This is a genomic window from Paraburkholderia sp. BR14374, assembly GCF_040948685.1.
GTDB lineage: Bacteria > Pseudomonadota > Gammaproteobacteria > Burkholderiales > Burkholderiaceae > Paraburkholderia > Paraburkholderia youngii.
The window spans coordinates 634,640-657,675 of the sequence record NZ_JBFPKF010000001.1 but is presented as its reverse complement, the minus strand read 5'-3'; the positions used below and the strand labels follow the sequence as shown (position 1 = coordinate 657,675).

The 23,036-nt window shown below is 64.8% G+C and carries 22 protein-coding genes; 8 read left to right on the top strand and 14 right to left on the bottom strand.

Features of this window, described 5'->3' with window-relative positions; genetic code table 11:
• Positions 1-38: 38 nt before the first annotated feature.
• From AB3X86_RS02990 to AB3X86_RS02965, 6 genes are all read right to left on the bottom strand, one after another.
• Complete coding sequence (locus AB3X86_RS02990; RefSeq protein WP_368588395.1) at positions 39-284, bottom strand: hypothetical protein; 246 nt, start codon at positions 282-284, stop codon at positions 39-41.
• Positions 285-361: 77 nt separating this feature from the next.
• Positions 362-592 carry a hypothetical protein gene (locus AB3X86_RS02985; RefSeq protein ID WP_176383813.1) on the bottom strand — a complete coding sequence of 77 codons (231 nt, stop codon included), beginning with the start codon at positions 590-592 and terminating at the stop codon, positions 362-364.
• A 154-nt stretch (positions 593-746) separates the two neighbouring features.
• Positions 747-1,655 carry a carbohydrate kinase gene (locus AB3X86_RS02980; RefSeq protein ID WP_368594861.1) on the bottom strand — a complete coding sequence of 303 codons (909 nt, stop codon included), beginning with the start codon at positions 1,653-1,655 and terminating at the stop codon, positions 747-749.
• A complete protein-coding gene (locus tag AB3X86_RS02975; protein ID WP_368594860.1) occupies positions 1,652-2,953 on the bottom strand; it encodes an AGE family epimerase/isomerase in 1,302 nt (433 codons plus the stop codon). Before AB3X86_RS02975 ends, AB3X86_RS02980 begins: the two co-directional genes overlap by 4 nt.
• Positions 2,950-3,936, bottom strand: a complete 987-nt coding sequence (locus AB3X86_RS02970) for a LacI family DNA-binding transcriptional regulator (RefSeq protein WP_176383809.1) — start codon at positions 3,934-3,936, stop codon at positions 2,950-2,952. The genes AB3X86_RS02975 and AB3X86_RS02970 overlap by 4 nt, the downstream gene beginning before the upstream one ends.
• A gap of 371 nt (positions 3,937-4,307) precedes the next feature.
• Positions 4,308-5,333, bottom strand: a complete 1,026-nt coding sequence (locus AB3X86_RS02965) for a bile acid:sodium symporter family protein (protein ID WP_368594859.1) — start codon at positions 5,331-5,333, stop codon at positions 4,308-4,310.
• Between the two features lie 533 nt (positions 5,334-5,866).
• Here AB3X86_RS02965 and AB3X86_RS02960 point away from each other — a divergent pair.
• From AB3X86_RS02960 to icmF, 4 genes are all read left to right on the top strand, one after another.
• Complete coding sequence (locus AB3X86_RS02960) at positions 5,867-6,403, top strand: hypothetical protein (RefSeq protein ID WP_368594999.1); 537 nt, start codon at positions 5,867-5,869, stop codon at positions 6,401-6,403.
• A gap of 558 nt (positions 6,404-6,961) precedes the next feature.
• Positions 6,962-8,047, top strand: coding sequence for a porin (locus tag AB3X86_RS02955; protein WP_368594858.1), 1,086 nt, complete (start codon positions 6,962-6,964; stop codon positions 8,045-8,047).
• A gap of 152 nt (positions 8,048-8,199) precedes the next feature.
• Positions 8,200-9,132, top strand: coding sequence for a LysR family transcriptional regulator (locus AB3X86_RS02950; protein WP_176383805.1), 933 nt, complete (start codon positions 8,200-8,202; stop codon positions 9,130-9,132).
• Between the two features lie 118 nt (positions 9,133-9,250).
• On the top strand, positions 9,251-12,643 hold the full coding sequence (gene icmF, locus AB3X86_RS02945) for a fused isobutyryl-CoA mutase/GTPase IcmF (protein ID WP_368594857.1): 3,393 nt from the start codon (positions 9,251-9,253) through the stop codon (positions 12,641-12,643).
• 39 nt (positions 12,644-12,682) lie between these two features.
• Here the strand turns inward: icmF and AB3X86_RS02940 are convergent, their stop codons facing one another.
• Positions 12,683-13,642: an NAD(P)H-dependent flavin oxidoreductase gene (locus AB3X86_RS02940; protein ID WP_368594856.1), complete on the bottom strand. Its 960-nt coding sequence runs from the start codon at positions 13,640-13,642 to the stop codon at positions 12,683-12,685.
• Between the two features lie 316 nt (positions 13,643-13,958).
• Here AB3X86_RS02940 and AB3X86_RS02935 point away from each other — a divergent pair, with 316 nt between their 5' ends.
• On the top strand, positions 13,959-14,849 hold the full coding sequence (locus tag AB3X86_RS02935; protein WP_368594855.1) for an alpha/beta fold hydrolase: 891 nt from the start codon (positions 13,959-13,961) through the stop codon (positions 14,847-14,849).
• 38 nt (positions 14,850-14,887) lie between these two features.
• On the opposite strand, the gene AB3X86_RS02930 is transcribed toward AB3X86_RS02935, so the two are convergent.
• Positions 14,888-15,358 carry an Lrp/AsnC family transcriptional regulator gene (locus AB3X86_RS02930; protein ID WP_129960278.1) on the bottom strand — a complete coding sequence of 157 codons (471 nt, stop codon included), beginning with the start codon at positions 15,356-15,358 and terminating at the stop codon, positions 14,888-14,890.
• Between the two features lie 113 nt (positions 15,359-15,471).
• Between AB3X86_RS02930 and AB3X86_RS02925 the strand changes: the two genes are divergently transcribed.
• On the top strand, positions 15,472-16,410 hold the full coding sequence (locus AB3X86_RS02925) for a DMT family transporter (protein ID WP_368594854.1): 939 nt from the start codon (positions 15,472-15,474) through the stop codon (positions 16,408-16,410).
• 282 nt (positions 16,411-16,692) lie between these two features.
• Here AB3X86_RS02925 and AB3X86_RS02920 read toward each other — a convergent pair whose 3' ends face one another.
• The 6 genes from AB3X86_RS02920 to AB3X86_RS02895 form a co-directional block, all read right to left on the bottom strand.
• A complete protein-coding gene (locus tag AB3X86_RS02920; protein WP_368594853.1) occupies positions 16,693-17,610 on the bottom strand; it encodes an MBL fold metallo-hydrolase in 918 nt (305 codons plus the stop codon).
• Positions 17,607-18,080, bottom strand: coding sequence for a MaoC family dehydratase (locus AB3X86_RS02915; RefSeq protein WP_176122283.1), 474 nt, complete (start codon positions 18,078-18,080; stop codon positions 17,607-17,609). The genes AB3X86_RS02920 and AB3X86_RS02915 overlap by 4 nt, the downstream gene beginning before the upstream one ends.
• Positions 18,077-18,322: a DUF1289 domain-containing protein gene (locus AB3X86_RS02910; RefSeq protein WP_368588406.1), complete on the bottom strand. Its 246-nt coding sequence runs from the start codon at positions 18,320-18,322 to the stop codon at positions 18,077-18,079. Before AB3X86_RS02910 ends, AB3X86_RS02915 begins: the two co-directional genes overlap by 4 nt.
• A 5-nt stretch (positions 18,323-18,327) precedes the next feature.
• Positions 18,328-18,849 carry a YbaK/EbsC family protein gene (locus AB3X86_RS02905; protein ID WP_368594852.1) on the bottom strand — a complete coding sequence of 174 codons (522 nt, stop codon included), beginning with the start codon at positions 18,847-18,849 and terminating at the stop codon, positions 18,328-18,330.
• A 35-nt stretch (positions 18,850-18,884) separates the two neighbouring features.
• Positions 18,885-19,811 (bottom strand): hydroxymethylglutaryl-CoA lyase, encoded by a 927-nt coding sequence (locus AB3X86_RS02900; protein ID WP_368594851.1) that lies wholly within the window; start codon positions 19,809-19,811, stop codon positions 18,885-18,887.
• A 117-nt stretch (positions 19,812-19,928) separates the two neighbouring features.
• Positions 19,929-20,870, bottom strand: coding sequence for a 2-hydroxyacid dehydrogenase (locus tag AB3X86_RS02895; protein WP_368594850.1), 942 nt, complete (start codon positions 20,868-20,870; stop codon positions 19,929-19,931).
• 316 nt (positions 20,871-21,186) lie between these two features.
• Here AB3X86_RS02895 and AB3X86_RS02890 point away from each other — a divergent pair, with 316 nt between their 5' ends.
• Together AB3X86_RS02890 and AB3X86_RS02885 are read left to right on the top strand one after the other, a co-directional pair.
• Positions 21,187-21,789: an RBBP9/YdeN family alpha/beta hydrolase gene (locus AB3X86_RS02890; protein WP_368594849.1), complete on the top strand. Its 603-nt coding sequence runs from the start codon at positions 21,187-21,189 to the stop codon at positions 21,787-21,789.
• A 102-nt stretch (positions 21,790-21,891) separates the two neighbouring features.
• Positions 21,892-22,929, top strand: a complete 1,038-nt coding sequence (locus tag AB3X86_RS02885; protein WP_368594848.1) for a sulfate ABC transporter substrate-binding protein — start codon at positions 21,892-21,894, stop codon at positions 22,927-22,929.
• Positions 22,930-23,036 lie beyond the last annotated feature (107 nt).

Here is a 23,036-nt window from a genome sequence, read left to right as displayed (position 1 = left end):
AATTTCGACGCGGCGTCAAAAAGCGCGTCGACAACCGCTTACGGAAACACGTGCGGCTTCGGAATCCCCGCGCCATGCTCGATATCGTCGACGGCCTGCCGATGCGCGCTTTCCACCGCTTCGGCCTGCTCGGCAAATCCCGCGTCGCCGCCAACCGTGGTCCACGGCTTGACGGCCTTCTCGCGATGACGGATTTCGTACTCCGCGTCCCAGCGCGCGCCGCTCAGTTCGAGCGGACGAACGTGAATCGAATACACGCCGTATTGGAACAGCTGTTCAGCCATGATCGCCTCCAGCCGGTCGACCCCGCAGCGGCGCGCCGATGCGCGAGCACGCGCGACGCGCTGCCCCTTGGTTCGGCCTACAGTTCGATTTCCCCGAGGATACGATGTGCGAGCGCTTTGGCTTCTTCGAGCGCTTCTCCCGGCGTCGACGACGTCGAGTCGACTTCGTAGAGCGTGGTCTCCTGATCTTCGCTGGGTTCGCCCTCGTCGCGCGCGAGGGTGACGACACCTTGAAAGGCGTCCTGTGCGACTTCCCTTATCGACGCAGTGGCCGTGTAGATCCCTTTGGTGTAGGTGACGTCCTCCATGGCCTCGCTCCTTTTCGCAAAGGTTTCGATATTTTCATCCTAGCACGGCGTGGCGGGATCGGTTCCCGCCCCAGGGCGGCTTCGCGCCGCGCGACGAGCTCGACATCCATCACGCTACGCGCGTCCCAAGGCAGCAGAATTACAGAGCCGCGATTTACAGCAGCGCGACCACCTCGTCGAGCGTCGGCGCGTGCGCGCCGGCGTGGCCGCAAGCCGCCGCGCCGGCCGCGAGCGCGAATGCGAGATGCTCGGGCCATCTGCGTTGCGGCGCGCTCATCAGGCTGAACAGCAGACCGCCGATCGACGCATCGCCCGCGCCGACCGTATCGACCACTTCGACGCGCGGCGGCTTCGCCTCGATCACCGCGGCGCCGTCGAGCAGCATCGCCGTGTCGGGGCCGCGCGTGACGAGCACGGTGGCGACCGGATTCATCGCGCGCAATTGAGCGAGGGCGGCGGCTTCGTCGCTGGTCCTGAAGAACATGCGCAAGTCTTCGTCCGAAACCTTGATCAGATCCGCGAGCGCGGCCATCTGGCGCAATGTCGGCTCGTAGCCGTGCTCCATCAGATTGCGATAGTTCGGATCGAAGCTGATCTTCACGCCGTGCGAACGCAACTCGGCAGCGAGCGCCGCGAGCGTATCGCCGAGCGGCCGACGCACGAGGCTGATGCCGCCGAAATGTGCCCACTTCACTGCGGTCATCCAGCCGGCCGGTAGCCTGGCTGGATCGAACGCGAGATCGGCGCTGTTCTCGCCCATGAAGAAGTAGGCTGGCGGATGCGTCTGATGCACGATCGCGAGCAGCGGCGGGTGCTCGACGCGCTGCAGGAAGCGCATGTCGAGCCCGGCGGCGACGCTCGCGTCCCACAGTTCGTCGGAAAAGTTATCGACGCCCAGCGAGCCCGCGCACGCGGTCGGCAGGCCGAGCCGCGCGACGCAGCGCGCGACGTTCCAGCCCGCGCCGCCCGGACGCGACAGCCAGTGCGATGCGCCGGTGCGCACGAGATCGGTGAGGATGTCACCGGCGGACACGAATACGGGGAGTTCGGTGGTCGCGCTCATTGTGCTTTCTCCGCTGAAACCGCTGCGGCGGGCGCGGTCGATCCAGCCGACGCGTCTTCGCCGAGCGCATGGGCGAGCACTTCATAGCACGCGCCCATCGTGTGATAGTCGGTCTTGCCGGCCGGGCTTTTTTCGTCGCTGTACTTGCGGTTGTCGCAAGTCAGGATGCGATACCACGCGCCGTACTTGTGGTCGACGAAGTGCATCCAGCTATAGCGCCAGATCTCGTCGTACCAGTCCCAGAAGCGCTCGTTGCCGGTGCGCTTGCCGAGCAGCGCGGCGGCCGCGAACGTTTCGGCCTGCACCCAGAAATACTTGTCGTGATCGCACACGGTGCCGTCGGGGCCAAAGCCGTAGTAGAGGCCGCCGTGGTCTTCGTCCCATGCGTGCGTCATCGCGGCGTCGAACAGTTCGATCGCGCGCGGCAGCAGCCACGGCAGCGGACGGAAGCGTTCGAGAATCAGCAGCAGCTTCGCCCATTCGGTCTGATGGCCGGGCTGAAAGCCCCACGGACGGAAGATGTCCGAGCTGTCTTCCTCGTTGTAATGCCAGTCGACCGACCAGTCCGCGTGAAAATGCTCCCACACGAGCCCTTGCGACAGCTTCGCCTGGCGCAGCGTGATGTTCGACGCGACGCGCTCGGCGCGATCGAGATACACCAGATGGCCGGTCGCCTCGTGCGCGGCGAGAAGCGCCTCGGTGGTATGCATGTTCGCGTTCTGCCCGCGATACGTGCTGACGCGCCAGTCGGCCGATGCGTCGTCGGCATAGAGGCCGGCGGCGGCGTCCCAGAAGCGGTGCTCCATCAGTTCGAAGGTCGCGCCGATCATCGGTTTCGCTTCTTCGATGCCGGCCATCGCCGCGTGCGAGTACGCGAGCAGCACGAACGCGAGGCCGTAGCAGTGGCGCGTCGCGTCGAGCGTGCGCTTTCTGCCGTCGCGCCATTCGATTTCCCAGTCGTAGCCCTCGTGCTGCGAGTCCCAGTGCGCGTCGCGCAGAAAGCGCAGGCCGTGGCGCGCGTATTCGAGGTGCTTGGGGTCGCCGAATTGCCGGTACGCCATCGCGTAGTTGAACACGTAGCGGCAACTGCTGACCAGGTGGCGCGTGGTGCGGTTGTAGATCGAACCGTCGTCGCGGAAGAAGTGGTAGAAGCCGCCGCTCGGATCGAGCACGTTCGGCGCATAGAAGCGCAGCGTGTCCTCGATGTGCGCGAGCAAAAACTCGCGCTTGCGGAAGCTAGCGACCGGCGGCGCCTTCGCGACGTCGGTGGAAGGGTGATGCGGATCGGTTTTCGTCATGGCGTTTTCACCAAAGTACTGGCACGGGCAACGAGTTGAACGGGCAAGCGGACTTCGAGTTCGGCGGGCGAGTCTTCGAGCAGCAGTTCGACGCCGCGTCGGCCGAGCGCCTCCTTGTCGACTGCGATCGTCGATAGCGGCGGGGTGGCGTGGGCGGCGGCAGGAATGTCGTCGAAACCGATGATCGCGATGTCGTCGGGCACGCTGAGGCCGCGCGCGAGGCACACGCGCAGCGCGGCGAGCGCGGCGGCATCGTTGAATGCGAATACGGCGTCGGGGCGCGGGCCCGGCGCATCGAGCAGGCGCTGCATCGCGCGCGCGGCGCCGGTGTCGGGATCGAGCCCGGCGTCGATGTTCACTTCGAGCGACGGGTCGAACAGCAGCCCAGCTTCGAAGAACGCGCGCCGGTAGCCGAGCGCGCGCTCGGCGATGCTGAAGTGCGCGAGCGAGCCGCCGATGAACGCGACGCGCTTGCGCTGCTGCTCGAACAGATGGCGCATCGCAAGGGTGGCGCCACCGGCGTTGTCGAGATTGACCGAGCGCAGGCCCGGCGACCATAGATCGATCAGCACCAGCGGGCGTTGCATCGCGACCAGCGTGGCGAGCGTTTCGGGCTCGACGAAGCCGGCGATCGCGACGGCGTCGGGCGCGTGCAGGCGCATCTGGTGAATCACGTCCTCGGTCGGCCCGGCGGTCAGCACCGACGGCACGATGCCGCGCTCGCGGCAAGCGTCTTCGACGCCGTGCAGCACGTGCGAGAAAAACGGGCTCGCGGCGAAGTTGTTGTGCTGACGATGCAGCAGGAACGTCAGGCGGCGGATGCGCGGACGCAGCTGCGCCGAATCGTAGCCGAGTTGGCGCGCCGCTTCGACGACGCGTTCGCGCGTGGCCTCGGAAAGGCCCGGCTGATTTTTGAGCGCGCGCGACACGGTGCCGATCGAAACGCTGGCCGCGCGGGCGACGTCGCGGATGGTTGTGGCCATCGAATGAAGCTGCCGCGCGTGGCGAGGCAGCACGGGTTCAGGTCGGGCGATTGTATAGTAAAACGCTGCTAAAACAGCCCGAAGAGCGCTCGCGCAACACCGGTAAATACCCCTATTTAATGGAGTTGTCTGAAATCAGACTGTTTAGTAAAAAAGACTAAACAATAAGCGGGCGGCCGTTTTAGAGGCACATCCAGAATCGCCCTATGCCATCCGGCCGAGGCGACAACAAGAGCGTTTGCGCGTGAAATAACGACAACGGCCAATGAAGAGCCAAAAGAAAAAGCCGCCCGAAGGCGGCTTGCTTTACACGATCAAAACGACGCTCAGGGAGGGCGCTTATGAATGTCCGGTTCGCATTGCGAGTGTGTTCAACGGCGCGCGACGGCGGCGGCGGGTCGCCGCGCCGCCGCGTCGCTCTCGCCTCTCAGGTCGCGGGCGCCCCAGCGCTGCGCGAGCGCGGCGCAGACCATCAGCTGGATCTGGTGGAACAGCATCAGCGGCAGCACCACGGCGCCGACCGCGTGCGACGCGAAGATCACCTTGGCCATCGGCACGCCGGCGGCGAGGCTCTTCTTCGAGCCGCAGAAGATGATCGTGATCTGGTCCGCGCGGTTGAAGCCGAGCCGCTTGCTCGCGAAGATCGTCATGCCCAACGCGAGCGCGAGCAGCACGCAGCTCACCACGACGAGGCCGCCGAGCGCGGACAGCGGAATCGTGTGCCACAGGCCTTCGGTGACGGCCTCGCTGAACGCGCCGTACACGACGAGCAGGATCGAGCCCTGGTCGACGAACTTCAGCACGCCGCGATTCTTCTCGATCCACTTGCCGATCAGCGGGCGCAGCAGTTGGCCGGCCACGAACGGCACGAGCAGTTGCAGCACGATGTTGCCGATCGTATGCCACGGCGAAGTGCCGCCGCTCGCAGCCTGATTCGTCACGATGAGGCTGACGAGTGCTGGGGTAACGAAGATGCCGAGCAGGCTCGAGGCGGACGCGCTGCATACCGCGGCCGGCACGTTGCCCTTGGCAATGGACGTGAACGCGATCGACGACTGGACCGTCGATGGCAGCGTGCAGAGGAAGAGGACGCCGGCGTAGAGCGACGGCGTGACCAGCGGCGAAAGGACCGGTTTAAGCGCGAGGCCGAGCAGCGGAAACAGCGCGAACGTGCTCAGCAGCACCACCAGGTGAAGGCGCCAGTGCGTCGCGCCCGCAATGATCGCCTCGCGTGACAGCTTCGCGCCGTGCAGGAAGAACAGCAGGCCGACCGCGATGTTCGTCACCCAGTTGAACCCCACCGCGGCCTGCCCATGAACGGGCAGCAGGCTGGCGAGGATCACGGTGCCGACGAGGCACAGGGTGAAGTTATCGGGAAGGAATTTCGGACGGGCCATGTCGCAATCTCAATTCAATGACGCGGTGTGAGCACGGGACGGGCCTGTCAGGGCGCGGTGCGTGCCAATGGGAAACGACTATTGTTGTCGAAAGTCGATTGAAAACGCAAATTCATTTGCCGAATCGATTAATGAGATTGGCGCATTGACTCGCGCGGCGCACCCGATTTCAGTATTGGCGACGTGCTCATGCGCCACAAACCGTTTATCCATCGACGTTGCAAGCGGCGTTTATTTGCAACAAACGGGGTTCGCGCGGAGTAGGCGAAAACGCCTCGAAGCAAGCTGCAAAGGCGTACCCGCACAAGGGCTCCAGCGCAGAAAACGCCGCAGTAACAGGGTGTTACATCCACCGACGAGACCTAACACTTTTTGGCTCGACACCCTCTGCCCACGCCCATAAATTACTCAGTCAAAGGCCGCAGGGATGCCTGCGCCGCGGCAGGCACGCGGCGCTTTTCTCCTCCCGCAACAGGTCCATCGCAGCTCGAACGGTGGATTTCAGGCAAGTCTTCGGGCGTGAGAGTCACAAGGTGGACGGGTTGTCGAGAACGAGGCACTGGGCGTGGGGCGCGGTCATCGCCGTGCTGTGCTCGTTCGCCTATGCGAAGGGGCAAGGTGTGCCACATGGCGGCGGTGGCGCCGTGGGCGGCGCTTATTCGCACCACGTTGGCGGGCACGCGCCGCGCATGGAGATGCACGGCAACGGCCACTACGCCGGTGCGGCTGGCGCGCCTGCTCCGCGCGGCTCGCGCAATGCGACGGCTTGGCGTGACGCACGCGCACAGCGCGGCAATCCGAACATCGCGGACGCCAATTTTGGTTATGGCTTCGGCAGCTACAAGTCCGGCATGCGCCGTGTCGGCGATTCGTCCAGCTATGCCGGCGCGATCACGCCGGTCAGTGCGGAAGCGCGTCCGGTACCGCATCCACCGTCCAACATGCCGATGCGCAACGGCTCGATCCGCGCCGACGTCGCCCGCTACAACGAAGAGCGCGGCGCCGCGCGTCCAATGCAACGCCCGTCCGACGATCCGCGGCAACCGGGCGGTTCACCCTATCGCAATTAGCTGAGCGCGATTTACTGGTCGATTCGCGTCAAGTGGGCCACGTTCGCCGCTACCTGAACGGGTGAGGCTGCCGGCTTTACACGCAACGCGACCGCATATCACCTGTCGCGAAACCTGTTCCCCCAGATCCCTTCCCGCGATCCTCCGCGCGCCTTCCTCTGCGCCCGAGCTCCGAATCTGACGTTTCGACGCCACACTTTTTTGAAAACGCTCGGCATCGAAGTATCAGTCAGCGTCAAATCTTGGCATTCTGCCGCGTCGCGTCATCGGCCCTTCATTTAAGGCGTTTCCGCCGCCCTGGCGCGCGGTTCGCCGCATGCCGCATTGCATCCGGGGCGCCGGCCGCAGCCCAGCCGAAAATGTCATATCAAGCCGATAACCGACCAAACTAATCAGACCGATATACCCGCAATAAGCAGCGATATTTTTGTTTATAAAAATGGTCCGCAAAGATGGACCCGCCCAGATTGACTCGACGATCGAACGGATAACAACAACGTTTCGCGCGAGCGCCCCCTTTCGCACAGCCACACCTTTTTGACAAAGATTGGAGAACCAATGAACACAAGCCTCAGCACCGCGCTGAAGACTACTCTCAAGGCCACCGCATGCGTCGCCGCGCTGGCGAGCGCATCGTCGGCATTCGCGCAATCGAGCGTGCAGCTCTACGGCCAGGTCGACGAATGGGTCGGTGCGCAGAAGTTTCCAGGTGGCAAGACCGCGGTAGTCGTGTCGGGCGGTGGCATGTCGACGTCCTATTGGGGCTTCAAGGGGACCGAGGATCTGGGCAACGGCTATAAGGCGATCTTCACAATCGAAGGCTTCTTCCGCGCGCAGACTGGCGAGTTCGGCCGCTTTACCGGCGACACGACGTTCTCGCGCAACGCGTACGTCGGCATCGAATCGCCGTACGGCACGGTGACGGCCGGCCGTCTGACGACGCCGCTGTTCGTGTCGACGATCCTGTTCAACCCGTTTATCGATTCGTACGTGTTCTCGCCGATGGTCACCCACGTGTACCTCGGCCTCGGCACCTTCCCGACCTACACGACCGATCAGGGCGTGACCGGCGACTCGGGCTGGAACAACGCGGTGTCGTATTCGACGCCGAACTTCAACGGCCTGTCGGCGACGGCGATGTATGCGCTCGGCAACACGACCCAGAACGGCGCGAAGAAGTGGAGCGGCCAGGTGCTGTACTTCCACGGCCCGTTCGCGGCGACCGCGGTGTACCAGTACGTGAACTTCAATAACGTGCCGGGCGACCTCGGCAGCTTCGAAACCTCGGGCGTGCCGGGTCTGCGCAGCCAGAGCGTCGCGCAGGCGGGCGTGTCGTACGACCTGAAGTTCGTCAAGCTGTACGGCCAGTACATGTACACGTACAACAACCAGCAGGTGACGAGCTGGCACGTGAACACCGGACAGGGCGGTGTCACGGTGCCGTTCGGGCCGGGCTCGGTGATGGCGTCGTACGCGTATTCGCGTAACGGCGGCGGTTCGAACCAGACGCGCCAGACGGCGGCGGTCGGCTACGACTATCCGCTGTCCAAGCGCACCGACGTCTATGCCGCGTACATGTATGACCACATCACCGGTCAGTCGAGCGGCAACACGTATGGCGCGGGGTTGCGCGCGAAGTTCTGATCCCGGCCTACGGTTTCACCGCAAAGCCCGCGTTCCGCCCGGAACGCGGGCTTTGTCGTTTTCAGCGCAGTCGAAAATACGGGGGTTTGCTGCCGTTCCTTTGATAAACCCGGCAAAATGGCGTGGATTGATTCCTGAAGCGAGCGACTGAGATGGACACCCTCGTCAGCATGAAAGTGTTTCGCCACGTGGTCGAAGCCGGTAGCTTCGTCGGTGCGGCGGACAAGATGGAGATGTCCGCGGCGATGGCGAGCAAGCACGTGATGCATCTGGAGCAGCAGCTCGGCGCGCGGCTGCTGAACCGCACTACGCGCCGCGTCGCGCCGACCGAGGCGGGCCGCGAGTACTACGAGCGGCTCAGCCAGGCGCTCACCGAGCTCGACGAGGCAGGCCAGGCGGTCGGCGCGGCGAGCGTCGTGCCGCACGGGCGGCTGCGGGTGTCGTCGCTATCGGCGTTCGGCCTGAATCACGTTATGGCCGCGGTCGCGGACTACGCCGAGCAGTATCCGCAGGTCACCGTCGATATGACGCTGTCAGACCGCGTCGTCGAGCTGATCGACGAGGGTTTCGACGTCGCGATTCGCGCGTCGCCGGGCGGGCTCAAGTCGTCGTCGCTGATCGCGCGGCAGATCGCGACCGCGCATCTGGTGCTGTGCGCGTCGCCCGCCTATCTGCGCAAGCATGGCACGCCGAAGCGCGTCGCCGATCTCGCGCGCCACAACTATCTGCAGTACGCGGGCGTGTCGGCACTCGAAGTCGCGACCGGCGACGCGAGCTCGCGCGTGCGCCTGTCGGGCAACCTGATCGTCAATCAGCTCGAGGCGCAGCGCGTGGTCGTGCTGCACGGCGCGGGCATCGCGATGCTGGGCACCGAGGTGATCGGCAGCGATCTCGCCGAAGGGCGGCTCGTGCCGCTGCTCGTCGACGAAGTGCCGCCGCGCGAACTGCCGATCCACGTCGTCTACACGAGCCGGCGGCATCTGTCGGCCAAGGTGCGCTCGTTCGTCGATTTTCTGGCGGCGCGGTTCGCGAACGAATCGCTGTGGCCGTCGCTCGATGAAATCAAGGCGTTGGCGGTGCGGTAGCGTTTCACGAAGCAGCTAACAAACGCCGCCAATCGGCCGCCCGCCGCTCCGGCGCCGTCTTACCCCGTTTCTATATACTGATTGTCAACACCCATCAGTTAAATGAATTGGGGGAGACATGACCGATCTGTCCACGCCGCAGCGTGCCGGCAGCCACGAGCTGCCCGCGGGCCGGCGCCTGCGCTTCGTCACCGCCGCCGCACTGTTCGACGGCCACGACGCGTCGATCAACATCATGCGGCGCATCCTGCAGGCGAGCGGCGTGGAGGTGATCCACCTGGGCCACAACCGCTCCGTCGCCGAAGTCGCGACCGCCGCGCTCAACGAGGACGCCGACGGCGTCGCCGTGTCGAGCTACCAGGGTGGTCACAACGAATATTTCCGCTATCTCGTCGAGTTGCTGCGTGCGCGCGGCGGCGAGCGCATCAAGGTGTTCGGCGGCGGAGGAGGCGTGATCGTCCCCGAGGAGATCGCCGCGCTGGAACGCGACGGCGTCGAAAAAATCTACTCGCCGCACGACGGTCAGCGGCTCGGCCTGCAAGGCATGATCGACGACATGATCGCGCGCTGCGTCGAAGGCGCGCGCGCGGCCGAGGCGGCGCGGCCGACGCCGGTGCGCGAATGGCTCGCCGAGCTGGCCGCGCGTCCCTTGCCGCTTTGCGTCGAGGCTGATGCTCCCCACGGCCGCACTGCCCCCGGCTCGTACCCTGACGATCCCGCCGCGCCGATCTTCCGCCGCCTCGCGCAACTGATCAGCGCGTTCGAAACGAACGCCGTCGACGCCGCCGCACGCGACCAGCTATCGACGCTCGCGCAGACCACGCGGGTTCCCGTGCTCGGCATCACCGGGACCGGCGGCGCGGGCAAGTCGTCGCTGACCGACGAGCTGATCCGCCGCTTCCGGCTCGACTACGACGACACGCTGAACATCGCCGTGCTCGCGATCGATCCGTCGCGCCGCAAATCCGGCGGCGCGCTGCTCGGCGACCGCATCCGCATGAACGCGATCGGCGACTGGGGCGGCGGCGCACGGGGCGACGCCCGTGTGTATATGCGCTCGATGGCGACGCGCGAAGCGTCGACCGAACTCTCCGACTCTCTGCCCGCCGCGCTGATGCTGTGCAAGGTCGCGGGTTTCGATCTGATCGTCGTCGAGACCTCGGGGATCGGTCAGGGCGATGCGGCGATCGTGCCGTTCGTCGACGAATCGCTGTATGTGATGACGCCGGAGTTCGGCGCCGCGAGCCAGCTCGAGAAGATCGACATGCTCGACTTCGCGAGCTTCGTCGCGATCAACAAGTTCGATCGCAAGGGCGCGCAGGATGCGCTGCGCGATGTCGCCAAGCAGGTGCAGCGCAACCGCGCGGACTTCGCGACATCGCCGGATGCGATGCCGGTGTTCGGCACGATCGCGTCGCGTTTCAACGACGACGGCGTGACCGCGCTGTACCTGCGCATCGCCGCTGCGCTGCGCACCCACGGCCTGCGCGACGGCGGCGCCCGGCTTAGTGCTCCCGAAGGTCTGCGCTTTTCGAGCAATCTGCACGCGATCGTGCCACCCGCGCGCGTGCGCTATCTGGCCGATATCGCGCAGACGGCGCGCGGCTATCGCGAGCGGGCCGACGCGCAGGCACAGATCGCGCGCGAGCGTTGGCAGCTCGTCGAGACGCGCCGCATGCTCGGCGAAGCGGGCAACGACGCCTCATCGCTCGACGCGCTGATCGAGCAACGCAACACCGCGCTCGGCGAGCGCGAACGCAAGCTGCTCGATGCGTGGCCGCAAACGGTGGCCGCCTATACCGGCGACGAACACGTGGTGCGCATCCGCGAACGCGAAATCCGCACCGCGCTGACCGTGACGACGCTGTCCGGCTCCGAAATCCGCAAAGTGTCGCTGCCGAAATTCGTCGATCACGGCGAGATCCTGCGCTGGCTGATGCTCGACAATCTGCCCGGCTATTTCCCGTTCACCGCTGGCGTGTTTCCGTTTCGCCGCGAGAACGAGGACCCGACGCGCATGTTCGCGGGCGAGGGCGATCCGCAGCGCACCAATCGCCGCTTCAAGCTGCTGTCGGAAGGCATGCCGGCCAAGCGGTTATCCACCGCATTCGACTCGGTAACGCTGTACGGCGAGGAGCCGCACGAGCGCCCGGACATCTACGGCAAGGTCGGCAATTCGGGCGTGTCGGTCGCGACCCTCGACGACATGAAGACGCTCTACGACGGTTTCGACCTGTGCTCGCCGGACACATCGGTGTCGATGACGATCAACGGCCCCGCGCCGACGATCCTCGCGATGTTCTTCAACGTCGCGATCGATCAGCAGATCGCTTTGAAAGAGCAACAGCAAGGCCGCCCGTTGACCGAAGCCGAACTCGCCGCAACGCGCCGTGCGGCGCTCGAAAACGTGCGTGGCACCGTGCAGGCCGACATCCTGAAGGAAGACCAGGGGCAGAACACCTGCATCTTCTCGACCGAATTCAGCCTGAAGGTGATGGGCGACATCCAGGCGTATTTCGTCGAACACCGGGTGCGCAATTTCTACTCGGTGTCGATCTCCGGCTATCACATCGCCGAGGCCGGCGCGAACCCGATCTCGCAGCTTGCCTACACGCTCGCGAACGGCTTCACCTACGTCGAGGCGTATCTCGCGCGCGGCATGTCGATCGACGACTTCGCGCCGAATCTGTCGTTCTTCTTCTCGAACGGGATGGACCCGGAGTACACGGTGCTCGGCCGCGTCGCGCGACGCATCTGGGCGATCGCGATGCGCGAGCGCTATGGCGCGAACGAGCGCAGCCAGAAGCTGAAGTATCACGTGCAGACGTCGGGCCGCAGCCTGCACGCGCAGGAGATCGATTTCAACGACATCCGCACGACGCTGCAGGCGCTGATCGCGATCTACGACAACTGCAACTCGCTGCACACCAATGCGTTCGACGAAGCGATCACGACGCCGACCGAGGAATCGGTGCGCCGCGCGGTCGCGATCCAGCTGATCATCAATCGCGAATGGGGGTTGGCGAAGAACCAGAATCCGAATCAGGGCAGCTTCGTGATCGACGAGCTGACCGATCTTGTCGAGGAAGCGGTGCTCGCCGAGTTCGAGCGGCTCACCGAGCGCGGCGGCGTGCTCGGCGCGATGGAAACCGGTTATCAGCGCGGACGGATTCAGGACGAGTCCATGTTGTACGAGCATCGCAAGCATGACGGCTCGTATCCGATCGTCGGCGTGAACACGTTCGTGAGCGCGCATCCGCATGAAGCGCCGCGTCCGCTGGTGCTGGCGCGTTCGACCGACGCGGAAAAGCAGAGTCAGCTGCGGCGGTTGCGCGATTTCCAGACGCGCCACCGCGACGCCGCGCCGGAGGCGCTCGAACGCCTGAAGCGCACGGTGATCGACGACGGCAACGTGTTCGCGGTGTTGATGGACGTGGTGCGCGTGTGTTCGCTTGGGCAGATCACCCACGCACTGTTCGAGGTGGGCGGGCAGTATCGTCGGAATATGTAGGCCGCGAGGGGCGGCCCGGCCCGCCCCCGTTCAACACCTTCAGCGCGCTATGCCGAGCCGCGCCTTCGCGTCGTCGTATTCCTTCTTCAGACGCTGCACGAGTTCGGCGACGTCCGGCACGTCGTCCATCAGGCCGACGCCCTGGCCTGCGCCCCAGATGTCCTTCCACGCCTTTGCCTTTTCGCTGCCGAAGTTCATCTTGGTCTTGTCCGATTCGGGCAGCGCGTCCGGGTCGAGCCCCGCGTTCTGGATGCTCTCGCGGATGTAGTTGCCATGCACGCCGGTGAACAGGTTCGTGTAGATGATGTCCGACGCCTTCGCGTTGATGATCGCCTGCTTGTAGCTGTCAACGGCATGCGCTTCTTTGGTCGCGATGAAGCGCGTGCCCATGTACGCGAGGTCCGCGCCCATCGCCTGCGCGGCGAGAATCGAGCCGCCGTTCGCGATCGAGCCCGACAGCACGATCGGGCCGTCGAAAATGCGCCGCACCTCGCCGACCAGCGCAAACGGCGAGGTGGTGCCCGCGTGGCCACCCGCGCCCGACGCAACCAGAATCAACCCGTCGACGCCAGCTTCCAGCGCCTTCTGCGCATGACGCAGATTGATCACGTCGTGCAGCACGATGCCGCCATAGCTATGCACCGCATCGACGATCTCGCGTGCCGGCGCGCGCAGGCTGGTGATGAAGATCGGCACCTTGTGCTCGACGCACACGCGCACGTCGTGTTCGAGCCGCGCATTCGACTGATGAACGATCTGATTGACCGCGATCGGGCCGATCACCGCATCCGGCTTCGCGGCCTTGTGCTCGGCGAGTTGCGCCTGGATCTGCGTGAGCCACTCGTCGAGCAGCTCGGCCGGACGCGCGTTGAGGGCTGGGAACGAGCCGACGATACCGGCCTTGCACTGTGCCAACACGAGTTCGGGATAGCTGACGATGAACATCGGTGAAGCGACGACGGGCAGCGCGAGGTTTTGCAGAACGGCGGGCAGTGCCATGGTGCGAATCTCCAGATTGGGCCAACCGGTGCGGCGCGCGCCCGGCGGATAGATGAGTTTAGCGGCGGCACGCGGCTTGCGGCGTGCCGGGCGGCGAATGCGTGTGGCAATCGCACGAAACCGGCATGCCGCAGTCGCGACAAACATTTAAGAACGATCGTTCGATTATAGGCGAAGTGGACGCCCACCGCGCGTTAGGGACATTTGGAACGGTTCGAAGGAGTATTCGGGTTCCATGTCTGCGTGGGTTATCCCACCTCGCACGGACTTGTCGGCCTTCTACAATGCACGGACCTCAATCGATCAACGAGACGTCATGGCCTTCGAAAATTTCACGCCTTTTCGCGTCGCCGTGGGCGATGTCGATATTTTCGGAGTGAAGGGCGGCGCCGGGCCGCCTCTATTGCTGCTGCATGGCCATCCGCAATCGCATCTGATCTGGGAGCGCTGCGCCGCGCCGCTCGCGCAGCACTTCACGGTGATCGCAACCGATCTGCGCGGCTATGGCGCGTCGGGCAAACCACCGAGCGATGCGACGCACACGCCGTATTCGAAACGCGCGATGGCCGCCGACCATGTCGCGGTGATGCGCCACTTCGGCTTCGAGCGCTTCCTCGTCTGCGCGCACGATCGCGGCGCGCGCGTCGCGCACCGGATGGCGCTCGATCACGCCGATGCGGTCGAGCGTCTGATGCTGCTCGACATCGCGCCGACGCTCGCGATGTACGAAGCCACCGACCGCACCTTCGCGACGCACTACTTCCACTGGTTCTTCCTGATCCAGCCCGAGCCGCTGCCCGAAACGTTGATCGGCGCGAATCCGGCCGCCTATGTCGACGCGGTGATGGGCGGACGTCACGCGGGCCTTGCGCCATTCGACCCCGCCGCGCTCGACGCGTATCGGGCAGCGCTCGCGCAACCGGGCGCGGTGCACGCGATGTGCGAGGACTATCGCGCGTCGGCGAGCATCGACCTCGAGCATGATCGCGCGGATATCGAGCGCGGCATCAAGATCGGCTGCCCGCTGCGCGTGCTGTGGGGCGACAAGGGCGTGGTCGAAAAATGCTTCGATGCGCTCGACGAATGGCGGCATGTCGCGCGCGACGTGAGCGGCCGCGCGCTATCGTGCGGACACTATCTGCCCGAGGAAGCGCCGGACGAACTGGTCGCCGAGATGCTGTCGTTTTTCGAGGCCGTCGAAAAATAAGCGCCGGGCCGCTTCGCGCGGCCTTGCTGCGACTTTGGTCAGCCGAGCGGCGGCAGCCGCCGCGCGACCGGCGTCGACTTGACGATCGCGGTGCTGGTCTCCGCGCGCTCGGTCACTTTGGATAGGATCTCGTCGAGCTGCTCGATCGAATGCAGGTACAGGCGGCAGATGAAACAGTCGTCGCCGGTTACCTTGTCGCATTCGACGAACTCCGGAATGCGCCGGATCACTTCTTCGACCAGATGCAACTGGCCGGGCAGCGGCTTCACGCGCACGATCGCCTGCAGTGTGAAGCCTAGCGCGCGCGGATCGATTTGCACGGTGAAGCGCTCGATCACGCCCTGCGCTTCGAGCCGCCGCACGCGCTCGGCCGTGCTGGGCGCCGACAAGCCGACGACGCGCGCGAGTTCGCTGACCGGCTGGCGCGCGTCCTGCGCGAGCGCGGCGAGCAGCGCGCGGTCGGTGTCGTCGAGTGCGACCGGTGCGATCGATGCAAGGCGTTTGCTCATAATGGCCTTCGTTTATGAGGTGAAAAAGCAGTAACGCTTAAGTTTAGCCATGTATTCGCGCAGGTGGATTAATTACACTGCCAGTTATGCAGTCATCAATCCGGGATCGAATCATGGCTTCAAACAAGGCTTCACCGACGAGCTCGAGCAGTTCGTCGAGCGACATCCGCCGCGGCGCGGCCGAGATGAGCATTGCGATGCTGATGTCGGGCACGATCGGCTGGCTCGTCGTGTCGTCGCAGCAAAGCCCCTTTAACGTGGTGTTTTTCCGCTGCATTTTCGGCGGCGCGACGCTCGCGCTCGTGTGCGCGGTGCTCGGCCTGTTTCGCCGCGAGCTGTTTTCGTGGAAGATGCTCGGCCTCGCGTTACTCGGCGGCGCGGCGATCGTCGTGAACTGGGTGCTGCTGTTCGCCGCGTATTCACGCGCGTCGATTTCAATGGCGACGGCCGTCTACAACACGCAGCCGTTCATGCTGGTCGGGCTCGGTGCGCTGGTGTTTCGCGAGCGCATCAGCGCGTCGACGATCGCGTGGCTCGTGGTCGCGTTCGTCGGGCTCGTGTTCGTCGTGAAGGTCGAGCCGGCCGTGCTCGCGGTGCCGGGGCAATATCTGGTCGGCGTCGCCTATGCGGCCGGCGCGGCGGCGATGTACGCGGTGTCGTCGATCATCACGAAGCGGCTGAAGGGCACGCCGCCGCATCTGCTCGCGCTGATCCAGGTGTCGCTCGGCGTGCTGTTGATAGCACCGTTCGTGCGCTTCGACGCATTGCCGGAAAGCGGTGTGCAGTGGCTCGAACTGGTCGTGCTCGGCGTCGTCCATACCGGTCTCATGTACGTGCTGCTGTACGGCGCGATTCAGAAGCTGCCGACTTCGATGACGGGCGCGTTATCGTTCATCTATCCGGTGGTCGCGATCATCGTCGACCGGATTGCGTTCGGACAGACACTCGCATGGATTCAGGTGCTCGGCGCCGCGCTGATTCTGCTGGCGGCGGCGGGCGTGAATCTTGGGTGGCGGATCGTGCCGCAGAAAAAGCGCCTGTCGTCCACGTGATACGGATATTGCCAGGGATTCCGGAATAAAGCGCTCACATTCGAACGCCTAACGCGGCTTGATGACAGAAGATGTATGCATTTGTAAAACGCGGTGTCAATTTTCTGTAGGGAAATCACCGATGCGTTGCGAATATTCGCGCGCGTATCATTGATGGCGACGCTGATCACGTCCACACAGATGTTCCGCCGCTCGCCTCGTCGAGCGGCTTTCTTTTTGTCGGTACGGTTTTGGTTCCGGTGCGCTTTTCGACTGCACCGACTGCACGGCCCAATCCCACGTTCAACGCCGCGCGAGAATGCGCGTGCCGTCCACTTCGAGCGGTCCGTCGTTTGCCGCGAGCTCCCCGATCATTCCCGTTAGCAACGCTGGCCATTCGCTGCGTGGCTTCAGCATCGACGCGGCGGCGCGCATCACGGACGCGTCGTCGAGCATGCGCAAAAGCGTGTCCACGCTCATCTCGCGAACTTCGAGCAGCTTGAATACGATCAGCACCTTCAGCGCGTTCTTCGCGTTGCGCGCGGGATCGGCACGCAACCAGGCTACGCGCGACATCGCGCGGTCGAGCGCCGGTTCGACATGCGTGAACGGCGCGCCGTGGCCTGGGATGACCACGCGCACGTCGAGTGTCGCGATCATGTCGAGCACGGCCTGCTGCTCGGCAAAGCCGCTTTCGCCTTCGAGTTCGGGAAAGATCACGCCGAAGCCGTTTTCCCATAGCGCGTCCGCGCTGATCAGCAAGCGTTCGTGCGCGCAATAAAGCATCAGCGAATGCGGATCGTGACCCGGTGCGCCGAGCACCTGCCAGTCGAGCGCGCCGAGCCGCAAGCGCGCGCCGGGTGCGAGCGTGCCGGTAAAGCCGAAGCGCTCGCAGGTTTGACCGGTCGCGCGAAAGCTGAGGCGCGTTTCGTCCCAGTCGCGTACGGCATCGGCTTCGGATGACGGGATCAGCGTGCGACACGGCCATGTGGCCTGCAACAGCGTGTTGCCGCCGCAGTGATCCGAATGCAGATGCGTGTTGACGATCAGATCGAGCGGCCGCGTGTGCAACGCATTGCGCACCAGCGCGACCGTCTGCGAAGCGTGCGTCGCATAGCCGGTATCGACGAGCGCCGCGCAGGCTTCATCGACGAGCAGCACATTGTTCGACGACAGCCAGCCGCGCTCGAACACCTGGATCGATGCGGGCAGCGCGATCATGGTGCGGCCGTTTTCGATTGCGCGTGCTCGAGCGCGCCGGGCTTCGGCATCACGAGGATCGTCGAGGTGCCCGTCAGCAGCAGTTCGCCGCGCTGATTGACCACGGTGCCTTCGAGGTAGGTCAGGTCGCCGCTCAGGCTCGGTTTCCAGTGAGCGTCGCGCACACGCCATGTGATCGTCAGCGTGTCGTGCGCCTGCACCGCCTTCTTCAGCTTGATATCGAATTCGAGGCCGAGCGGTTGCGCGTAAGTAGAAAAATGCGTGGCGAGCAGCGCCATGAAATACGCGGTGGGTTGCGTGCCCGACGCGATCAGCCCGCCAAAGCGGCTTTGCGCGGCATACGCTTCATCGTGATGCAGCGGGTTCAGATCGACGACGAGCGTTGCGAACGATTTGATCGACTCCACCGACAACGCGAGCGTCGAACTGAACGTCTCACCGAGCGTGACGACGCGCGGCGCGGCTTTCATTGCTTCTCCTTCGCCGTCGATGCCGTGCGGCCAGCAATGAACTCCGCGTGGCGCGCTTCGATCGCGTCCCATACCGCGCGCTTATCGTCGTCGTCGAACGTCGACCAGCCGGCGATTTCGTCGATCGTGCGCAGGCATCCTTCGCACCAGCCGGTCGACGCATCCATCCTGCACACGTTGATGCACGGCGACGGCACGCAGACGTCGCCGGCTTTTTGTTCGTAAGGCTTACTGCTCGCCATCGTGTTCAGGCCGGCTCGCGCAACGCAACATCGACGACCGGCGCGCCGGTCAGCGCGATCAGCTCCTGCGCGGTCAGATTGAACACTGCGTGCGGATGACCAGCGGCCGCCCACAGGCTCTCCAGCTCGAGCAGATCCGCATCGATCAGCGTGACCGGCTCGGTCGCATGGCCGACCGGGCACACGCCACCGATCGCATAGCCGGTTTTTTCACGGACGAACTTCGCGTCCGCGCGGCCGATCTCGCCGACCTGCGCGGCCACCTTCTTTTCGTCGACGCGATTCGCGCCGCTCGCGATCACGAGCACCGGGGCGTCGTCTTCGCGGCGCCGGAACAGAATCGACTTCGCGATCTGCGCGACCGCGCAGCCGAGTCCAGCGGCCGCTTCGGCGGAAGTCTTGCCGGTTTCCGGCAGCATCACGATTCGCCCCGCGTGACCGCGTTCGCGCAGCAGCAGCGCGACGCGGCGTGCCGAGTCGGGCAGCCCGGCGAGATCGTCGGAGTCGAAGGACGCGAGGTCGTTCATCGTTGGAAATCCTGATTCAAAAATGGATAGAGCGTTTATACGCAGGTATTCGCTTCGCTGCGCGCCTTCGCGAGCAGCGCTTTGCCGGCGCGCGACACGTTGGCCCGGCCGATCGCGTTCGAAATGAAGTCGCCAATCTCGACCACCTGGGCGAGGTCGATGCCGGTCTGGATGCCGAGGCCGTTCATCAGGTACAGCACGTCTTCGGTCGCGACGTTGCCGGTCGCGCCCTTCGCGTACGGGCAACCGCCGAGCCCCGCGACCGATGCATGAAAAATCTCGATGCCTTCGAGCAGCGCAGCGTAAATGTTCGCAAGCGCCTGGCCGTAGGTGTCGTGGAAGTGTCCCGACAGATGCCCGCGCGGAAACACTTCGGTCACCGCCTCGAACACTTCGCGGGTGCGCTTCGGCGTGCCGACGCCGATCGTGTCGGCGATATCGATCTCGTCGCAGCCGAGCGCCGCGAAGCGCTTGACGACGTCGACGACCGACGCGACCGGCACCTCACCCTGATACGGACAGCCGAGCGCGCACGACACGCTGCCGCGAATCCGCAGGCCATGTTGTTTCGCCGCTGCGGCAACCGGCGCGAAGCGCTCGATGCTCTCGGCGATGCTGCAGTTGATGTTCTTCTGCGAGAACGCCTCGCTCGCCGCGCCGAAGATCACGATCTCGTCGGCGCGCGCGGCGAGCGCGCCTTCGAAGCCGCGCAGGTTCGGCGTCAGCACCGAATAGATGGTGCCGGCGCGGCGCTCGATGCCAGCCATCACATCAGCGCCGTCGGCCATCTGCGGCACCCATTTCGGCGACACGAACGACGCCGCTTCGACGTTGCGAAAACCCGCCGCCGACAGCCGGTTGATCAGTTCGATCTTGGTCGCGGTCGGCACGAATTCCTTCTCGTTCTGCAGCCCGTCGCGCGGGCCCACTTCGACGATTTTCACTTGTTGCGGTAAGGCCATGATGTGTCTCCGATCCGATGCGGTTTTACCGCACTCCCATCCAGGATGGGTGCTGCCGCATTGCTGTAATTCAGTTCAGCCCGCGCGCCTGCGACGCGCGCGGGCGTGGGAATTCACCTAGTAGCCGCGCTCCACCTGCACTATTCCGCTCACCTGCTCACCGCGCATCATCGCGCCGATCTTGTCCGCGACCTGCGCGACGCTGTCCTCGCGCAATGTTAGCGCCGACGTATGCGGCGTGATCGTGATGCGCGGCTCGCGCCAGAACGGATGATCGGCGGGCAGCGGTTCCTCGCGGAACACGTCGAGCGTCGCGGCGGCGAGCTGGCCGCTCGCGAGCGCGGCGAGCAGATCCGTTTCGACCAGATGCGCGCCACGCGCGACGTTGATCAGATATGCGCCGCGCGCGAGCTTCGCGAAGACTCGCGCGTTCAGCACGCTTTCCGTGTCGGGTGTATGCGGCAGCAGATTGACGAGCACCTTCGCGCCGTCGAGGAAGCTATCGAACTGCACGTCGCCGGCGAACGTCGCGATTCCGTCGATCTGCTTCGCGCTGCGGCTATAGCCGCGCACCGGCAGGCCGAACGAAGCGAGCGTTTGCGCGACCTGCGTGCCGAGCACGCCGAGACCGAGCACGCCCACCGTGAACGTTGCGCGCGGATGCGGCTCGAGCACTTTCCAGCGGCGCTCGCCCTGCAGCATCTGGTATTCGTCGAAGCGGCGCAGATAGCGCAGCACCGCATGCGTCACATACTCGGCCATCTGCGCGCCCATGCCGGTATCTTCGAGGCGAATGAGCGGCACCTCGGGCGGCAACGTGCCCGGGTGCGCGCGTTCGAGCGCGAGAATCGCATCGACGCCCGCGCCGAGATTGAAGATCGCGCGCAGCGTCGTGCGGCCGGCCAGCATCTCGCGCGGCGGACGCCAGACCACCGCGAAATCGGCTGGCGCGTTGTCACCGGGCTGCCATTCGCGCAGCTCGGCCGCGGGCAAAGCGCGCGCGAAGTCGTGCAGCCAGGCGGCGGCTTCGGTGTGCGGTGCGTAGAAGAGTATTTTCATGCGGTACGGATTGCGGCTGCGTCGATCTGAGCATCAGCGGGGCGGACTGGCAGCGCGCCTCGGCGATGGGGCGACGCGAGCGGCATCGGGTCTCCTCCCGTTATGAAGTAGGCTTCATTCTACTTTTTCGACGCAAATCGCGCGCGTCTGCGCACGGGCGTGCGCTTCGGGATGCGTGTAGTCGCGGGCGTCGAGCCCGCGCGTACCGGCGCATTTCTTCGTTTGCCCCATAACCAAAGCACAAAATCTTGGTTCATCGACGCGCGACCGAGCGGGACAATGATTGCCCGGATTCCCTGCGCAGCGAGGCACGCACATGCTTTCATGCACCCGATCGAGCTGGCCGCCACGGCTCGTCACCGTTCCCGGCCTGCACGGCAGCGAAGGCGCGCATTGGCAAAGCTGGCTGGAGCGGCAGTTCGCGCGCTCGTTGCGCGTCGAGCAGGCCAACTGGGACGCGCCCGATCTCGCGCTATGGGCAAAGTCGTTGCGCGATCTGCTCGCGCGCGAACGCGGTCCGTTCGTGCTGGCCGCGCACAGCTTCGGCTGTCTTGCGACCGCGCATGCTTTGCAGCAGGGCGCACTCGCCAGCGACGTGATCGGCGTGCTGTTCGTCGCGCCCGCGAGTCCGAGCAAGTTCGAATTCGCGGGACCGTTCGACGCGCGACGTCTGGGCGTGCCGTCGATCCTGATCGGCAGCGAAACCGATCCGTGGATGACGCTTGCCGACGCGCGCAATCTCGCGCAGCGTTTCGGCAGTGCGTTCGTCAATCTCGGCGATGCGGGGCATATCAACACGGCGGCGGGCTTCGGTCCTTGGCCGCGTGCGAAGTACTTCGTCGATACGCTCGTGCACTGCGCGGCGCCGCTGCGCTTTCGCGAGGAGGCAATCGATACCGTGCAGCATGCGCTCGTGTGAGCACCCCGCTGCGGCGCGCGCCAGGTAAGCAATCCGTTAGAATCCCGCGTCATGCCGCGGATGCGCGGCAACAGGTTTTGATCATCGACAGACGGGGAAACCATGAAGGGCAACACGGGGACATCACGCCGGCTCACAGCGATCGTGACGGCAGGCATCACACTAGTTGCGCTCGCGTTCGGCGGCGTCACGACAGCGCGCGCGGATACGTCGCTGCTGAACGTGTCGTACGACGTGACGCGCGAGCTGTACAAGGACATCAACGCGGGCTTCATCGCGGACTACAAGCAGAAGAGCGGTGAGACGGTGTCGGTGCGGCAGTCGCACGGCGCGTCGAGCGCGCAGGCATTGTCGGTGCTGCAGGGGTTGCAGGCCGATGTGGTGACGATGAATCAACCGAACGACATCGACCTGCTCGCCGAAAAGGGCCACCTGGTCCCCGCCAACTGGCGCGCGCGTCTGCCGGACGATAGCGCACCCTACACGACGACGATGGTGTTCCTCGTGCGCAAGGGCAACCCGAAGCACATCAAGGACTGGGACGACCTCGCGAAGCCCGGCGTCCAGGCGGTGATCGCGAATCCGAAGACCTCGGGCAACGGACGCTATACGTATCTCGCCGCGTGGGGTTATCGCAAGCAGCAGGGCGGCACCGACGCGCAGGCGCTCGACTTCGTGAAGGCGATCTTCCGCAACGTGCCGGTGCTCGATACCGGCGGCCGAGGAGCGACGACGACGTTCACGCAGCGCGGTATCGGCGATGTGCTCGTCACGTTCGAGAACGAAGTATCGCTGATCGATACGGGGGGCGGCGCGGGCAGCTATGAAGCGGTGTATCCGTCGCTGAGTCTGCTTGCGGCGCCGCCGGTGTCGATCGTCGATAAGGTCGTCGACAAGCGTGGCACGCGCAAGCAAGCGCAGGCATATCTCGACTATCTGTGGTCGCCGGCCGCGCAGGAGATCATCGCGCAGCATCATCTGCGTCCGCGCGACAAGAACGTCTTCGCGAAGCACGCGGCCGAGTTCAAGCCGATCAAGACATTCACGGTCGAGCAGATGTTCGGCAGTTGGCAGAAGGCGCAGGACACGCACTTCTCCGACGGGGGGACGTTCGATCAGATTATTGTTGATCGGAAGTGAGCTTCGGGTTTAGCGTAAAAAGTAAAAGGCTGGCTCGCAAAACGAGGCAGCCTTTTTCATTCGCGCACGCTTGGCGCATGCGAGTTACCGATGCAGCGACTCCGCGG

Excerpts from the sequence above, each read along its gene's own strand:
- AB3X86_RS02990 (WP_368588395.1), bottom strand. The coding sequence starts at position 284 with ATGGCTGAACAGCTGTTCCAATACGGCGTGTATTCGATTCACGTTCGT.
- AB3X86_RS02985 (WP_176383813.1), bottom strand. The coding sequence starts at position 592 with ATGGAGGACGTCACCTACACCAAAGGGATCTACACGGCCACTGCGTCG.
- AB3X86_RS02980 (WP_368594861.1), bottom strand. The coding sequence starts at position 1,655 with ATGAGCGCGACCACCGAACTCCCCGTATTCGTGTCCGCCGGTGACATC.
- AB3X86_RS02975 (WP_368594860.1), bottom strand. The coding sequence starts at position 2,953 with ATGACGAAAACCGATCCGCATCACCCTTCCACCGACGTCGCGAAGGCG.
- AB3X86_RS02970 (WP_176383809.1), bottom strand. The coding sequence starts at position 3,936 with ATGGCCACAACCATCCGCGACGTCGCCCGCGCGGCCAGCGTTTCGATC.
- AB3X86_RS02965 (WP_368594859.1), bottom strand. The coding sequence starts at position 5,333 with ATGGCCCGTCCGAAATTCCTTCCCGATAACTTCACCCTGTGCCTCGTC.
- AB3X86_RS02955 (WP_368594858.1), top strand. The coding sequence starts at position 6,962 with ATGAACACAAGCCTCAGCACCGCGCTGAAGACTACTCTCAAGGCCACC.
- AB3X86_RS02950 (WP_176383805.1), top strand. The coding sequence starts at position 8,200 with ATGGACACCCTCGTCAGCATGAAAGTGTTTCGCCACGTGGTCGAAGCC.
- icmF (WP_368594857.1), top strand. The coding sequence starts at position 9,251 with ATGACCGATCTGTCCACGCCGCAGCGTGCCGGCAGCCACGAGCTGCCC.
- AB3X86_RS02940 (WP_368594856.1), bottom strand. The coding sequence starts at position 13,642 with ATGGCACTGCCCGCCGTTCTGCAAAACCTCGCGCTGCCCGTCGTCGCT.
- AB3X86_RS02935 (WP_368594855.1), top strand. The coding sequence starts at position 13,959 with ATGGCCTTCGAAAATTTCACGCCTTTTCGCGTCGCCGTGGGCGATGTC.
- AB3X86_RS02930 (WP_129960278.1), bottom strand. The coding sequence starts at position 15,358 with ATGAGCAAACGCCTTGCATCGATCGCACCGGTCGCACTCGACGACACC.
- AB3X86_RS02925 (WP_368594854.1), top strand. The coding sequence starts at position 15,472 with ATGGCTTCAAACAAGGCTTCACCGACGAGCTCGAGCAGTTCGTCGAGC.
- AB3X86_RS02920 (WP_368594853.1), bottom strand. The coding sequence starts at position 17,610 with ATGATCGCGCTGCCCGCATCGATCCAGGTGTTCGAGCGCGGCTGGCTG.
- AB3X86_RS02915 (WP_176122283.1), bottom strand. The coding sequence starts at position 18,080 with ATGAAAGCCGCGCCGCGCGTCGTCACGCTCGGTGAGACGTTCAGTTCG.
- AB3X86_RS02910 (WP_368588406.1), bottom strand. The coding sequence starts at position 18,322 with ATGGCGAGCAGTAAGCCTTACGAACAAAAAGCCGGCGACGTCTGCGTG.
- AB3X86_RS02905 (WP_368594852.1), bottom strand. The coding sequence starts at position 18,849 with ATGAACGACCTCGCGTCCTTCGACTCCGACGATCTCGCCGGGCTGCCC.
- AB3X86_RS02900 (WP_368594851.1), bottom strand. The coding sequence starts at position 19,811 with ATGGCCTTACCGCAACAAGTGAAAATCGTCGAAGTGGGCCCGCGCGAC.
- AB3X86_RS02895 (WP_368594850.1), bottom strand. The coding sequence starts at position 20,870 with ATGAAAATACTCTTCTACGCACCGCACACCGAAGCCGCCGCCTGGCTG.
- AB3X86_RS02890 (WP_368594849.1), top strand. The coding sequence starts at position 21,187 with ATGCTTTCATGCACCCGATCGAGCTGGCCGCCACGGCTCGTCACCGTT.
- AB3X86_RS02885 (WP_368594848.1), top strand. The coding sequence starts at position 21,892 with ATGAAGGGCAACACGGGGACATCACGCCGGCTCACAGCGATCGTGACG.